This is a genomic window from Nocardia abscessus NBRC 100374 (assembly GCF_000308455.1).
GTDB lineage: Bacteria > Actinomycetota > Actinomycetes > Mycobacteriales > Mycobacteriaceae > Nocardia > Nocardia abscessus.
On sequence record NZ_BAFP01000086.1, the window covers coordinates 1 to 15,404 of the forward strand.

Genomic DNA, 15,404 nt, shown 5'->3' on the forward strand with positions numbered 1-15,404 from the left:
GCTCGGTGCGGGGACCGTCGTCTGCGCCGGAGGGGTGGCTTCCGGGGCGGGCGGGGGCGGCACGGCAGCCCCGGAGGTGGTGGCGGGCCCCGGCACCGGTCCAGAAGTAGGCACGGGCCCGGCCGAGGCGGGCGCCTGCGCCGGGGCTTGCGCGGGCGCCTGGGCCGGGGCTCGGCGCGGCTCCGATCCGGACGCGTCGGCCGGTGGCGCGCCCTCGGGCGCCACCGCGGCCGGAGGCACGACCGACGACGTCGGCGCGGCGCCACCCTCTCCGTCTACTGTCGCCAGCGTCGCGATGATGCCGACCAGGATCAGCACCACGACCACCGCGGCGACTTCCACGGCGACCAGTCGGCCGCGCCGCCGGGCATTCAGAACGCCCGGCAACGTCGCCGCCGCCCCAGCCCGCCCCGGTACCGGCGGTGGCGTAACCGATTGCGGCGCGGATGGACCCGACGCAGCGAAGGGCACGACCGCGGTGACGTCGTTGTCGCCTGTCTGCTCCGGCGATACGGCAGTGGCTCGGTTCGGGAGGACGGTCGTCGCCGCGGCGGCCGGGACGGGCGCGGGAATCACTGTGGTAACCGACGCGGGCAGCTCCGGATTCCGGCCCGCAGCAACGGCTTCAAGCGCCGCTTTCGCCTCCCGCATGGTCGGGCGGTCCGCGACGGCCGGTGCGAGCAGGTACATCAGCACCGGCCCCAGCGGCCCCGCGGACTCGGGTGGCGGGATTTCGGCTCCCGCGACCGCGTGCAGCAGGGCGAGCGGGTTGTCACCTTCGCCGAACGGCGGGGCGCCCTGCACCGCCGCGTACAGCGTCGAACCGAGGGCGAAGACGTCGGAAGCCGGTTCCGGATCCTCGCCGCGCGCCACCTCGGGCGACAGATAGGCCGGCGTCCCGGCGAGGAAGCCGGTGGCCGTGACCGTCACGTCGCCGACCGCGCGGGAGATACCGAAATCGGTGATCTTGACGGTGCCGTCGTCGGCGACCAGCAGGTTCGCCGGTTTCACGTCCCGGTGCATGATCCCCGCGTCGTGCGCGGCGGCCAGGGCGCCGGCCGCCTGCGCACCGATCTCGGCGACCTCGATCGGGGGCAGCGTGCGGGTGCCCGACAGTTTGGTCGCCAGGCTCGGCGCATCCATGTACTCCATGACCAACCAGGGCTGGCCGTCCTCCTCGGCCACGTCGAACACGGTGATGGCGTTCGGATGGTGCAGCCGCGCCGCGATCCGGCCCTCCCGCATGGCCCGTCGTTTGGCTTCCAGCGCCGCCGAGCCGGACAGCCCGGGACCGAGCAGCACCTGTTTGACCGCCACGGTGCGCTGCAACCGGACATCGGTGGCCCGCCAGACCACACCCATGGCGCCGGTGCCGATCGGATCCGTGAGCCGGTACCGTCCCGCGATCAATCGATCCGCCGTCATGGTGGTGTGCCTCTCCTACGTGCGCGCCTAGCCGTTTCGCATTCCACGCGCAAGCCCGGAAAGACTCCGAAAGCGTACGCGCCGAGCTGCTTTGCACCGCTGAGCAGGGAAGCGAACGCATCCGCCGACTGCCCCGGATGCAGTTACAACGCCTTCGACAATGGCACATCCACCCGACAGACATCCACCTCCCGGCAGTGGAATGGGCGATCGCCCAGGTAAACACCGCGCGCCCGGGCACGGTGACGCGCCGAAGGTCGCTCCGATTCCCGCGAGACGGGACATCGGGGCAGGTAGCAAAGGCCCTTGGGACGAGAGCATTTCACTATGACTCGCCGGGCGCCACTCGGCCGCGACACCACACCACGCACGTGGCGAACCACTCCGGACACCTCGACAGACCAAGCGGTCTGTCGAGTGGGAGCGTCAAAAATCAGGCACACCGACCCGTGCCGAAGCAGACGCGCCGAAACGGCCCGAGAAGTAATCCCGGGCCGACGGCCGGGCAGCCGCGTTCGCGCTGACAGCGCGGCACCGAGGCCCTCCGGTCATCGGCGCCGCACCGCAGCGGCGAACGCTTACGCGTTGAAGTACTTGGCCTCCGGATGCAGCAGGACGAACGCGTCGGTGGACTGTTCCGGATGCAGCTGCAACTCTTCGGACAGCACGACACCGATGCGATCGGCCTCGAGCAGATCGACCAGCTTGGCGCGGTCCTCCAGGTCGGGGCAGGCGCCGTAGCCGAAGGAGTAGCGCGCGCCGCGATAGCCGAGCTTGAAGTACTCCAGTACGTCGGCCGGGTCCGAGTCGGCGACCGCGCGGCCGTCCAGGACGAGTTCCTCCCGGATGCGGCGATGCCAGTACTCCGCGAGCGCCTCGGTGAGCTGGACGCCGATGCCGTGCACCTCGAGGTAGTCGCGGTAGCTGTCGCCCGCGAACAGCTCGTTGGCGAAGTCGGCGATCGGTTGCCCCATCGTGACCAGCTGGAACGGCAAGACGTCGACCTGACCTGTCGCCTTGGCGTGGTCCCGCGACCGGATGAAGTCGGCGATGCACAGGAAGCGGTCGCGCTGCTGGCGCGGGAAGGTGAACCGATACCGTTCCGGCGCATCGGCATCCGGCTCGCTGAGCACTACGACCTCGTCGCCTTCGGACACCGCAGGGAAGTAGCCGTACACGACCGCGGCGTGCTGCAGCACGCCTTCGGTGCTCAGCCGGTCCAGCCACGCGCGCAGGCGCGGCCTGCCCTCGGTCTCCACCAGTTCCTCGAAGCTCGGGCCCTCGCCGCCCCGCTGCCCGCGCAGGCCCCACTGACCGAGGAACAGCGCCCGCTCGTCCAGTAGTCCCGAGTATTCGTGCAGGGCGAGACCTTTCACCAGCCGTGTGCCCCAGAACGGCGGCACCGGCACCGGCAGGTCGGCCGCGACGTCCGAGCGTTCGGGCACCACGACGGGCACCTCGGCCGCCCGGCGCTCCGCGGCGATCCGCTTGGAGCGCTCGTGGCGCGCTTTGCGCTCGGCGGCCCGCTCCCGCTCGGCGATGGCCTCCGGGCTGTCCGGATCGAGCCCGCCGCCGCGCTTGCGGGTCATGATGTCGTCCATCAACCGCAGCCCCTCGAACGCGTCACGCGCGTAGTGCACGTCGCCTTCGTAGACGGTGGTGAGGTCGTTCTCCACGTACGAGCGGGTGAGGGCCGCGCCGCCGAGCAGCACGGGGAACTGCTCGGCCACGCCCTTGGCGTTGAGTTCCTGGAGGTTCTCCTTCATCACCACGGTCGACTTCACCAGCAGACCGGACATGCCGATGACGTCCGCTTTCTTGTCCACCGCCGCGTCGAGGATGGTCGAGATCGGCTGCTTGATGCCGAGGTTGACCACCTCGTAGCCGTTGTTGGACAGGATGATGTCCACCAGGTTCTTGCCGATGTCGTGCACGTCGCCCTTGACCGTGGCCAGCACGATGCGGCCCTTGCCACTGTCGTCGGTGGCCTCCATGTGCGGCTCGAGGTACGCGACGGCGGCCTTCATCACCTCGGCGGACTGCAACACGAACGGCAGCTGCATCTGGCCGGATCCGAACAGCTCACCGACCGTCTTCATCCCCGCCAGCAGGGTCTCGTTGATGATCCGCAGCGGCGGCACCTCGGCCATGGCCGCGTCCAGGTCGGCCTCCATCTCCGCGCGTTCACCGTCGACGATCCGCCGCTCCAGCCGCTCGAACAGCGGCAGCGCGGCCAGTTCCTCCGCCCGCGACGCCTTCGACGACGAGGTGGACACCCCTTCGAACAGCGCCATCAGCTTCTGCAGCGGGTCGTAGCCCTCGGCGCGGCGGTCGTACACCAGATCCAGCGCGGCCTCGCGCTGCTCGTCCGGAATCCGGCTGATCGGGAGGATCTTGGAGGCGTGCACGATCGCGGAGTCCAGACCGGCCTCCACGCATTCGTGCATGAAGACCGAATTGAGCACCTGCCGGGCCGCGGGGTTGAGACCGAAGGAGATGTTGGACAGACCCAAGGTGGTCTGCACCCGCGGGTGGCGGCGCTTGAGCTCGCGAATGGCCTCGATGGTCTCCGCGCCGTCGCGGCGCGACTCCTCTTGGCCGGTGCCCAGGGTGAAGGTGAGCGTGTCGATGATGATGTCGCTCTCCGACAGCCCCCAGTTGCCGGTGATGTCGGCGATCAGCCGCTCGGCGATCTCCACCTTCTTCGCCGCGGTGCGGGCCTGGCCCTCCTCGTCGATGGTCAGCGCGACCACCGCGGCGCCGTGCTCGGCGACCAGCCGCATGGTCTGCTGGAAACGCGAATCGGGACCGTCGCCGTCCTCGTAGTTCACCGAGTTCACCGCGCAACGCCCGCCGAGGTGCTCCAGCCCGGCCTGCAGCACCGGGGCCTCGGTGGAGTCGAGCATGATCGGCAGCGTCGAGGCGGTGGCCAGCCGGCCGGCCAGCTCCGTCATATCGCGGGTGCCGTCGCGGCCCACGTAGTCGACGCACAGGTCCAGCATGTGCGCGCCGTCGCGAATCTGGTCCTTCGCGATGTCCAGGCATTTCTGCCAGTCCTCGGCCAGCATGGCGTCGCGGAAGGCCTTGGAACCGTTGGCGTTCGTGCGCTCGCCGATCATCAGGACCGAGGCGTCCTGCTCGAACGGCACCGCGGTGTACATGCTGGACACGCTCGGCTCGTGCACCGGCGCGCGCCGCTCGGCGATCGGCGGCAGGGTGGGCTCCACCTCGCGCACCGCGGCGGTGACCTGCCGGATGTGCTCGGGCGTGGTCCCGCAGCAGCCGCCGACCAGGGCCAGCCCGAACTCGCTGACGAACCCGCGCAGCGCGACCGCCAGCTCCTCGGGGCTGAGCGGGTACACCGCCCCGTCGGCGCCGAGCACCGGCAGCCCCGCGTTCGGCATCACCGAGACCGGCACCCGCGCGTGCCGGGACAGGTGCCGCAGATGCTCGCTCATCTCGTCCGGACCGGTCGCGCAGTTCAGGCCGATCATGTCGATGCCGAGCGGCTCCAGCGCGGTGAGCGCCGCGCCGATCTCGCTGCCGACCAGCATCGTGCCGGTGGTCTCCACCGTGACGTGCGTGATGATCGGGATCCGCCGGCCCAGCTTCGCCATCGCGCGCCTGCTGCCGGTCACCGCCGCCTTCACCTGCAACAGGTCCTGGCAGGTCTCGATGAGAACGGCGTCGGCGCCGCCGTCGAGCATGCCGAGCGCGGCCTCGGTGTAGGCGTCGCGCAGCGCGGCGTACCCGGCGTGCCCCAGCGTGGGCAGCTTCGTGCCCGGCCCCATCGAACCGAGCACGTACCGAGGCGTACCGTCGGAGGACGGGCCCATCTCGTCGGCGACCTCGCGGGCCAGCCGGGTGCCGCGTTCGGAGAGATCGCGAATCCGGTCGGCGATGTCGTAGTCGGCGAGGTTGGGCAGGTTGCAGCCGAAGGTGTTGGTCTCGACCGCGTCGGCGCCCGCCTCGAAATAGGCCCGGTGGATGTCGCGCAGGACGTCGGGGCGGGTGTCGTTGAGGATCTCATTGCAGCCCTCCAACCCGCGGAAATCGTCGAGGGTCAGCTCGGCTGCTTGCAGCATGGTGCCCATCGCACCGTCGCCGATGACGACACGGCGGCGGAGCGTGTCGAGTAGCGTGGTGTCGAACTCGGCGGGGACGGACGCAGACATGCGTTCCAGCGTAGTGGGCGGGGCCGACGTTCCGGCCCACCACGTAGCGGCTCGGTGTCCTGGACCACACCCCGGCGCGACCACCGCGTCGGCGGAAACACGCCATCCCGTCCGGCCGCCATACGACACGCCATATCGCCGTACGCCGTAGGCTGACCGGGTGAACGCCAGTGAAACTCCCGATCCGGAACTGCCGACGTTGCGGGATCCGGTACTGGTCGCCGCCTTCGAGGGGTGGAACGACGCCGGTGACGCGGCCAGCGGCGCCGTCGAGCATCTGGAACTGATCTGGGACGCCGAACCGTTGGCCGAACTCGATTCCGAGGACTACTACGACTATCAGGTCAACCGGCCGACCGTGCGCCAGGTGGACGGTGTGACCAGGGAAATCCAGTGGCCGTCGACGATGTTGTCGGTCTGCTCGCCGCCCGGCAGCGACCGCGACGTGGTGCTGTTGCGCGGTATCGAACCGAATATGCGCTGGCGCAGCTTCTGCGGCGACCTGCTCGAGTTCATCGAGCAACTCGGGGTCCAGACCGTGGTCATCCTGGGCGCGTTGCTCGCCGACACTCCGCACACCAGACCGGTGCCGGTGACCGGCTCGGCCTACAGCAAGGAGGCGGCCGAGCGGTTCAACCTGGAACAGACCCGCTACGAGGGCCCCACCGGGATCACCGGTGTGCTGCAGGACCAGTGCGTGAAGGCGGGCGTCCCGGCGGTGTCGTTCTGGGCCGCCGTTCCGCACTATGTCTCCCAGCCGCCGAACCCGAAGGCGACCATCGCGCTGCTGCACCGGGTCGAGGACGTGCTCGACATCGAGGTGCCCCTGGGTGAGCTGCCCAAGCAGGCCGAGGACTGGGAGACCGCGGTCAACGAGATGACCGTGGGTGACGAGGAGATCAGCGAGTACGTGCGCTCGCTGGAGGAGCGCGGCGACGCCGCGGCGGACGTGAACGAGGCGATGGCCAAGATCGATGGCGACGCCATCGCGGCCGAATTCGAGAAATACCTGCGCAGACGAGGTCCGGGCAGCTTCGGTCTCTGATCTGTTGCACGGCGACGCCTTCGATGCCGAGGGCCCGGCGCCGCCGGGTTCACCGGAAGTTCGCCAGGGGGCCACCTCCGGGCCGGGAAAAGACCGCCTCCTACACTTTCGCCGGTGACCGTCCATCCGATCGTCGAGTGTCTGCGCAGCTTCGACGACCGGATCGCCGTCCATTGCCCCGACCGTGTCCGGGCGGACGGCGTCGCCGTGCCCGCACCCGACCGACCGCTGACTTACGCTCGGCTTGCCGCGCTGGTCGAGGACTACGCGGCCGAGCTGGGCCCGGCCCGTCGCCTCGTCGCGCTCGCCGCCCGCAACGACCTGGCTTCACTCGTCGCGTATCTCGGCGCGCTCAGCGCCGGGTGCGTGGTGTTGCCGGTCGAGGAGATCACTGCGGAGTTGCGGGAGACCTACGATCCGGATGTCATCGTCGTCGCAGGCCGCGCCCGCGTGATCCGGGAGAACTCGGCGCATCGCCTGCATCCGGATCTCGCCCTGCTGCTGAGCACGTCGGGATCCACCGGGTCGCCGAAGCTGGTCCGGCTCTCGGCTACGAACCTGCGCGCCAACGCCGCGGCCATCGCCGAGTACCTGGCCATCGGCCCGGAGGACTGCGCGGCCACCACCTTGCCCATGTTCTACTGCTACGGACTGTCGGTGGTGCACAGCCACCTGCTGCGCGGAGCGGGCCTCATGCTCACCGACCGGTCGGTATTGGACACGGAATTCTGGCGGGCGTTCCGGGAATGTCGCGCAACGTCTTTCGCCGCCGTTCCCTACACCATCGAGCTGCTCGACCGCATCGGTTTCGCCCGCATGACGCTGCCCCACCTGCGCTACATCACCCAGGCCGGTGGAAAGCTCGCTCCGGACCGCGTGCGCGAGTACGCCGAACTCGGCCGGGAAGCCGGCTGGGACTTCGTCGTCATGTACGGCCAGACCGAGGCGACCGCCAGGATGGCGTATCTGCCCGCCCATCTGGCCAGCGCGCATCCGGACTGCATCGGAATCCCGATTCCCGGCGGCGAATTCACCCTCGAACCGGTCGATGACGAGGACGGGCCGCGCGAACTGGTCTATCGCGGACCCAACGTGATGATGGGGTACGCCACCTGCGCCGCGGATCTCGCGCTCGGCGCCACGGTCGAGGCCCTGCGTACCGGCGATCTGGCCCGGCGCACACCGGAGGGCCTCTATCAGGTGGTCGGCAGGCGCAGCCGGTTCGCCAAGATCTTCGGCCTGCGCATCGATCTGGAGCGTCTCGAATCCGGCCTGGCGAAAGCCGGTTTCACCGCGTGCTGCGCCGACGACGACGCACATCTGGTCGTCGCGGTGGAGAGCCCTCCGTCCGATCCCACCGGGATCGCCGCGCGCCTGTCCGGTCTGCCCGCCGCCGCCGTGCGCGTCCACCCGGTCGAGCGGATGCCTCGGCTAACCAACGGCAAACCCGACTATCCGGCCATCCGCCGTCTGGCCGGATCCGCCCCGCAGACGCGGGACATCCGCGCCCTCTACGCCGGGGCTCTGGGCATCGACCCCGCGCAAATCCGCCCTGACAGCACGTTCGTCGATCTCGGCGGCAATTCGCTCACCTACGTGACCACCGCGGCACGGCTGGAGCGGGTACTCGGCCGCCTCCCCACCGACTGGCCGACCACGCCGGTGGCGGATCTCGAACGGATACCGGCGGAGCACCGGCGTTTCGGACGGACGCTCGACACCGGCACACTGCTGCGCGCCATCGGCATCGTGCTGATCGTGGGCTCGCACGCCGGGGTGTTCCAGCTGTGGGGCGCGGCGCACGTCCCGCTCGGCGTAGCGGGTTTCAATTTCGCGCGCTTCGCGGTGACCGCGGCGCCACCTGCCGAACGTTTGCGCCACACGCTGCGCGCCGTGACATACATCGCGGCGCCGACGGCGCTATGGGTCGCTCTGACACTGACGTTCACCGACTACTACAGCTGGCAGAATGTCCTGTTGCTGAACAAGATTCTCGGCCCGCACGACAGCGCCACCGCCGGGCACCTGTGGTTCATCGAAGTGCTCGTGTACTTCATGCTGGCCGCCGCGCTGCTGATCCGGATCCCCTCGGTGGACCGGTGGCAACGCGCCGGGCCGTTCTGGTTCGCATTGGCGCTGGTCGCGCTGAGCCTCGTCTTCCGATACCAGGCGTTCGGTCTGTATTCGGCGAAGGATATTCCGTTCTCCCCGCTGGCGGTGTGGCTCTTCGCGCTCGGCTGGGCGGCGGCGAAGGCGACGTCGTTGTGGCAGCGGTTGACGGTCAGCGCCGTCGTACTCGTCACGGTGCCCGGGTATTTCGGCGTTCCCGACCGGGAACGGTTGGTCATGGCGGGCTTGCTGGTCCTTGTGTGGTTCGCCGCGGTCCGGGTTCCCGCCGTGGTCGCCGCCTGCGCGGCAGTGCTGGCCGACAGCTCGCTGTTCGCCTATCTGCTGCACTGGCAGGTGTACCCGCTGTTCGAACAGCACCGGCTCGCGGGGCTGCTCGCTTCCCTGGCAGCGGGTGTGGTCGCGACGGCGACGGCGACCGGTTTGCGTAATCGGGGAACACTGCGGTACCGGGCAATTCGGTCGCGGCGCTCAGCTCTCCACGGTCCACACGCGCGCCGCCGCCTCCTGAGCCAGCTTCGCGATCAGGATGTCGCGCGGAATCGTCTGACCGGCAAAGTGATCGAGTGACGGGACCACCACGTGATGCGCGTCCGCGCGCTTGAGTTCCGCCGTGAGCTCGGCGAAGGCCGTCCCGTCACCGCCGGTCGATTCATGGAACGTTGCGGCGAAGCACAGCCCTTCCTCCTGGGCGAGGCTGCTCATCGCGGCCTCGAGCTCCTTGCTGTGGCCATCGGCCAGATCGTCACGCAAGTATCCATAGATCAACGCTTCCACCCGAACCTCCGTTGGATTGGGATCGCTGTTCTCTTATGTGGATCCACCCGTTTTACGGGGTAATTGCGCTTCGTGCAAGAGCAGATGTACTTGCAGTTGCTCTTGCAGGAGGGGCTGGCTAACTTTTGGCGCCAGTTCGATCATGCACAACGCGGTGCGGCGAAAGTAGCTGTCAACACACGGACATCTGCCTGCCCTCTTGGGGCCACCGAACGTTAACTGGTGCGATACTACAGACGTGGCCGCTACCGACGATCGACCCGTCTGGGCTCTTCGAATGCGTTCCGAGCGTGACGCGAGGGGGTGGTCGCAAGCCGACGCTGTTCGCGTGATGCGTGGGAAGTCTTCGCACAACCTGCCGACCGACAGTACTCTTCTACGCAACTGGCGCCGTTGGGAATCGGGCGAATCACGCCCCGACGACTTCTACGCGCCCATCATCGCCGCCACCTTCGACACGGTGACCGCGGCGTTCTTTCCCAAGGTGAGACCGAACCGGGACGACGAATTGCTCTCGGCGACGGGCATGGACACGCTCGAGTTCGTCGGCAGACTGCGCATGTCCGATGTGTCCTCGGTGACGCTGGAGGCGATCCGGATCACCGCGGAGCGCCTGTGCTGCGAATACTCCTACGCCGACCCGCACGACCTACACACCGAGGGCACCGCGTGGCTGCGCAGGATCACCTCGTTGCTGGACGGTCGCCTGACTCTGGCGCAGCACCGCGAAATCCTCGTTCTCGCCGGATGGGTCGCCCTCCTGGTCGGCTGCGTCGACTACGACCTGGGCCGGCGCACCGCCGCCGAGGCGACCCGCCGGGCCGCCCAATCCCTCGGCCAGGAGGCGGAGAACACCGAGATCGCCGCGTGGGCAGCGGAAATGACCGCCTGGTTCGCGCTAACCCAGGGCAACTACCGCGGCGTCATCGAGGCCGTGCAGCCGACGCTGGAAGTAAGCCAGAACCTTCGCGTCGGCGTCCAGCTCGCCGCCCAGCGTGCCAAAGCCTGGGCCAGGCTGGGCAACCCGCGCGAGGTGGAAGCCGCGCTCGATGACGGGCGAGCTATCTTGGAGCGACTCGAACACCCCGCGAATTTGGACAACCATTTCGTCATCGACGCGAACAAGTTCGACTTCTACGCGATGGACTGCTGCCGGGTCGCGGGCGAGGATCGGCTCGCCGAAACCTACGCGCGCGAGGTGATCCGCAACGCGACCCGTCCGGACGGCACGCTGCGCAACCCGATGCGCGTCTCCGAGGCGCACCTGACGCTGGCCGTCGTCGCGGTGCGCGATCGCGATCTGGAACTGGCGTTGGCCGAGGGCAAGCGCGCGTTCGCGGGCAGCAGGCGCTCACTGCCGTCGCTGATGTGGATCGCGGGCGAAGTCGCGCGGGAGATCATCGAGCTCTACCCCGGCGACCCGCGCACCCGCGCGTACCTGGAGCAGTTGCGTTCGTTGTCCGTCGAGTGAGCCGATCCGCGCCGCGGCTACGGCGAACGGTGACGAACCGGACGCGATCACGCCGAACACCGGAACGCCGTGCAGGCGGCGACCGGCCCGCTACTACCCTGTTCCCGGTGACCGACTCCGACGACGGCTGTGCCGATACCCGCTGGGACGACCGGCTGCGGCTGTTCTCCTTCGCCACCGCCGAGCGGCGCGCCGACTACCTCTGGGTGCTGCGCGCGTTCGACAGCGCACGGGCGGCGTACGTGGTGTTGCTGCACGCGGACGACGTCGCGGAGTGGATCGAACGCAACGGAGCCACACTGCGTACGCCCGATCTGCTCGGCACAAACCAACCGGTCGCGACCCAGGGGGGCGTAGCGCACACCACCGAATCGCGCACGCCCTCTCCGAATCCGCACGAAGGCGACAGAAGGCACTCGGAAACCGATGCGCCGGACCGCTCTCCGGACACGATCACCGGTGCCACGGCGCCACGGCTGACCGCCACCGAGATCGGTCCGTTGCTCGACCAGCTCCACCAGTGGGGTGTGCTGGAGCGCAGTTACGACGGAACCCGCGCCGCCACGCTGGCCGAATATCGTAACCGGCACTACGTGTACCAGTTCTCCCAGGCGGGATTTCAGGCATACCGGGCGGTCGCCGGTGTGCTGAACGCCCGCCTCGACGATGCCTCGTTGTCCCGTCTGGTATTGCCGGAACTGCTGGCCGATCTGCACACCCTGGCCGAGGCCAACCGGGCCGGCGACGCCGAACGCGTCTACCGCACCCTGCGCCGCCTCGACACCGCGCTGTCCGACCTGGCCGCCCGTGCCGCGCACTTCTATCTGGGACTCGGCGACCTGGTCCGCACCACCGAGATCACCCCCGAATCGTTTCTCGCGCACAAGGACGCGCTGCTGGCGCACATGCGGGAGTTCAGCCTCGATCTGGCCCGGTTCACGCCGCGGCTGGCGGCCGCGATCGCCGAGATCGAGGAGACCGGAGCCGAGGACCTGATCGCCAGGGCGGCGCGCAGCGACGAACGGGTGCTGCTGAGCATCGCGGAACGCCGGTCGGATTGGCAGGCCAGGTGGGACGGACTGCGGACCTGGTTCGTCGTGGCAGGCAGCGCGGAGTCGGCGCAGACGACGGAAGCGGAGCGGCTGCGTGAGGCCACCATGAGCGCCATCGCCGCGGTGCTCTCGCTGCTGCGGCGGGTCACCGAGACGCGGCGCGGCGGAGTCAGCCGCGAATCGGCGCTGCGGCATCTGGCCGGCTGGTTCACCGCGGCGCCGACGGTCGACAGCGCCCACGCGCTGTTCGACGTGGTGTTCGGGCTGGGCAAGCCACGGCATCTGGCGATGGAGCACCCGGACGCCGACGTGATTCCGGCGATTCGATCTTGGTGGGACGCACCGCCGTTGGAGATCTCCCGTACGCTCGCCGAGACCGGCCGCCCGCCCTCGGCGGGAGCGCCCGCGCGCATCCACCGCAACGACGCGGGCATCCGCCGCCTGCGGGAGGCGCAATTGGACGCGCAGCGGGCGCGCGCCGAGGCCGCCAGGTCGCTGGCTTCGGGCGACCTGCACGAACGGGTCCTGGACGACCGGGAAACCGAAGTGCTACTGCGGCTGCTGGACGCCGCGTCGACCGCGTGGGTTCCGGTGCGCGGCCGGGTGGCGGGCACCACAGGCACCGACAGCGGCGTCACCCTGACGGTGTCCGAGCACGAGGGCCCGACCGTCGTGCGCACCACGCGCGGTCTGCTGCGCCTGAACAACCGGTCGCTGAAGATCGAGACGACGAGCAGGACACGGCCGCAGCCACACGGGGAACGCGGCTGATGCACGCACGCACGATCGACCCGCTCGCACTGGACAACTACCAGCGCGCCGCACGCGTCATCCTGGCCAATCATCTGGTGACCCGCACCTACCCGGACCGGATCGCCCTGCCGCTGATCCGCCGCTGGGCCACCGAACTGCGCGAGGACCTCGCCGAATTGTTCGGTTACCGGCTCGAAGTCACCGAGACCACCGCGCGGGTGTTCCCGGTGCCCGACCGCCTCGACGCGGGCAGGCCCGCGCGCACGCCCGCCGAGCGCGTCTTCGACCGCCGCCGCTACGCCTATCTCGCGCTGGCACTCGCCGCGCTGGGGCGCGCCGGGGACCAGATCACGCTGTCCGAGCTGGCCGATCAGGTCGCCGCCTACGCGGGCCGGGTGGACGGCCTCGAGCTCGCCACCGACCGGGCCGCCGACCGCGACGCGTTCGTCGACGCGGTGGGCTGGCTGACCGTGCGCGGCGCGCTCACCTTGGCCGACGGCGACGCCGGCGGCTGGGCCAGCGATCCGGAGGCCGGTGAAGCGCTCTACGACATCGACCGGCCGGTGGTCTTCGCGCTGTTCCGGCCGCCGCGGGCACTGCAGCATCTGCACACGGTCCGCGGGCTGCTCGCCGAAGAGCCCACGGTCACCGGGGTTTCCGCGCACGCGACGAACACCGCCGAGATGGCGCGCCGGGTGCGCAGGGCACTGGTCGAACAGCCGGTGGTGTACGCCGAGGATCTCGCACCCGAACAGCGCCCCGTGCTGGCCCAGGACCGGGTGGTCGCGGATGTCGAGCTGTTCACGGGGCTGCGCGCCGAGCGCCGCGCCGAGGGAGTAGCGCTGATCGACACCTCGGGGCGGTTGTCGGACGTCCGGTTCCCCGGGACCGGTACCCTCGCGCAGGTCGCTTTGCTGCTGGCGGGCGAGATCGCCGACCGCGTGCTGGATATCGATCACCCGCTGCCGCGGCGCCCCGCAGGCCCGGACTCGGGCGAGGCCCTCGCCGACCAGCTCGACGAGGCCATCCCCGAGTCCACCGTGTTCGCGCCGCTGGCCGAGCTGCGTGCGCTGGATTCGTCCGCGGACGAGCTCGATCCACCGGACGAGACCCAGGAATCGGCGCACCGACCCGCTCCGTCCGGCTACCCGCTGGTCGACCGGGCATGGCTGCGTGAAACGGTGCAGGCGCTGGCCGATCGCTACGGCGCCACTTTCGCCGCGCAGTGGCAGGCCGACGTCGCGCGCCTGACCACCGAGGTGGTGGCACTGCTGGAGCGGCTGCGGCTGGTGCGGGTGGTCGAGGACGGACTGCTCGTGCTGCCCGCACTGGCTCGCTACCGTGGCGCGGTCGTCACGGTACGCACCAAGCGGGCCGCGGAATTGTTCGTCACCGCGGCCGACACCTACGGCACCGGGACCGAAGGGAACTGAGGCATGTCGCTCATTCACGGCGGAGTGCGGTTCACCCCGACCCGCGCGGGGATCGTCAACCTGTGGGACTACCGCGACCAGGAGTTCTGTTTCGCCGACGGCAGATTGGTCCTGCGCGGCCCGAACGGCTCGGGCAAGACCAAAGCGCTCGAGGTGCTGTTCCCCTTCGTGCTGGACGGACGGATCGAGCCGCGCAGGCTCAACCCGTTCGCCGGTGAGGAACGCACGATGAAGTCGAACCTGCTCTATCGCAAGCAGGACTCGGCCTACTCCTATGTCTGGATGGAGTTCGCCCGCGGGCGCTGGGACGACCCCGAGGCGGTCACCGTCGGCATCGGCATGCGCGCCACCCGGTCCTCGGACAAGGTGACCCGCTGGTATTTCGTCGCCGACGGCCGGGTCGGTGTCGACTTCTCCCTGATCGGTCCGGACGACCGGCCGTTCACCCGCAAACAGCTCGCCGAGCAGATCGGCACCGATTCGATCGTCGACCGGCCGGTGGACTACCGCAACGCCATCGACGCGCGCATGTTCGGTCTCGGCGCGCAGCGCTACGACCAGTTGATCAACCTCATCCTCACGCTGCGCCGCCCGCAGCTGGCCAAGAACCTCGACCCGCGCGGCCTGTCCCAGGCGCTCACCGACGGCCTGCGTCCGCTCGACGAGCAGCTGCTCCTGGACGCCGCGCGGTCGTTCAGCGATATGGAGGAGGTCGGCCGCACCCTGGAGGGTTTGGTGCATGCCGACACCGCGACCAGGGCTTTCGTCGACGTGTACCGCAAATACCTTGCTGTTCAGGCCAAGACGGACGTCGACCAGGTGCGTGCGCGACTCGACGCGGTGACCCACGCCGGTACCGCGTTGTTCGCCGCCACCGCTCTGCGCGAGCGCAGGGAGGCCGAGCGCGCCGCGGCCGAGGCCAGGGCCGAGGACGCCGACCGCGCCTACGAGCAGGCCCTCGCCGATCGGGAGAATCTCCAGCGTTCCAGCGCCTACGAGGGCAAACAGCAACTCGACGACCTGGCCGACGCGGTGCGGCGCCTGGAGACTTCGGCAGGCGTGCACGCCGACAAGGCGCTCAAGGCGCGCCAGACCCTGGACCAGCGCACCGAGGAGGCCGAGCGGGCGCGCACCGCGGTGCGCACC

General features: G+C 69.6%; 8 protein-coding genes and 1 pseudogene. 6 read left to right on the plus strand and 3 right to left on the minus strand.

The features are described from left to right. Together ON19_RS16915 and metH are read right to left on the minus strand one after the other, a co-directional pair. Positions 1-1,425: serine/threonine-protein kinase (locus tag ON19_RS16915; RefSeq protein WP_255218395.1), on the minus strand; the 1,425-nt coding region annotated here is incomplete at its 3' end. A gap of 578 nt (positions 1,426-2,003) precedes the next feature. After that, the gene (gene metH / locus ON19_RS16920) at positions 2,004-5,600 is read right to left on the minus strand and encodes a methionine synthase (protein ID WP_043693099.1); all 3,597 of its coding nucleotides are present in this window, start codon (positions 5,598-5,600) and stop codon (positions 2,004-2,006) included. Between the two features lie 160 nt (positions 5,601-5,760). Here metH and ON19_RS16925 point away from each other — a divergent pair, with 160 nt between their 5' ends. Beyond that, the gene (locus ON19_RS16925) at positions 5,761-6,645 is read left to right on the plus strand and encodes a PAC2 family protein (protein ID WP_043693102.1); all 885 of its coding nucleotides are present in this window, start codon (positions 5,761-5,763) and stop codon (positions 6,643-6,645) included. A gap of 114 nt (positions 6,646-6,759) precedes the next feature. After that, entirely contained in the window at positions 6,760-9,342 is a 2,583-nt protein-coding gene (locus tag ON19_RS16930; RefSeq protein WP_063709448.1) for an AMP-binding protein, read from the plus strand. On the opposite strand, the gene ON19_RS40440 is transcribed toward ON19_RS16930, so the two are convergent. Beyond that, complete coding sequence (locus ON19_RS40440) at positions 9,244-9,549, minus strand: hypothetical protein (RefSeq protein WP_083899434.1); 306 nt, start codon at positions 9,547-9,549, stop codon at positions 9,244-9,246. The genes ON19_RS16930 and ON19_RS40440 overlap by 99 nt on opposite strands. Before the next feature lie 331 nt (positions 9,550-9,880). Here ON19_RS40440 and ON19_RS16940 point away from each other — a divergent pair, with 331 nt between their 5' ends. From ON19_RS16940 to ON19_RS16955, 4 genes and pseudogenes are all read left to right on the plus strand, one after another. Continuing rightward, positions 9,881-11,020: a hypothetical protein gene (locus tag ON19_RS16940; RefSeq protein ID WP_043693121.1), complete on the plus strand. Its 1,140-nt coding sequence runs from the start codon at positions 9,881-9,883 to the stop codon at positions 11,018-11,020. Positions 11,021-11,127: 107 nt separating this feature from the next. Then, positions 11,128-12,843, plus strand: coding sequence for a TIGR02677 family protein (locus ON19_RS16945; protein ID WP_043693108.1), 1,716 nt, complete (start codon positions 11,128-11,130; stop codon positions 12,841-12,843). Continuing rightward, positions 12,843-14,258, plus strand: coding sequence for a TIGR02678 family protein (locus tag ON19_RS16950; RefSeq protein WP_043693111.1), 1,416 nt, complete (start codon positions 12,843-12,845; stop codon positions 14,256-14,258). Before ON19_RS16945 ends, ON19_RS16950 begins: the two co-directional genes overlap by 1 nt. 3 nt (positions 14,259-14,261) lie before the next feature. Then, a pseudogene (locus ON19_RS16955) lies at positions 14,262-15,404 on the plus strand (endonuclease); the annotation flags it as partial.

What these genes read in the sequence shown, in the direction of transcription:
- metH (WP_043693099.1), bottom strand. Translation starts at nt 5,600, where the DNA reads ATGTCTGCGTCCGTCCCCGCCGAGTTCGACACCACGCTACTCGACACG.
- ON19_RS16940 (WP_043693121.1), top strand. Translation starts at nt 9,881, where the DNA reads ATGCGTGGGAAGTCTTCGCACAACCTGCCGACCGACAGTACTCTTCTA.
- ON19_RS16950 (WP_043693111.1), top strand. Translation starts at nt 12,843, where the DNA reads ATGCACGCACGCACGATCGACCCGCTCGCACTGGACAACTACCAGCGC.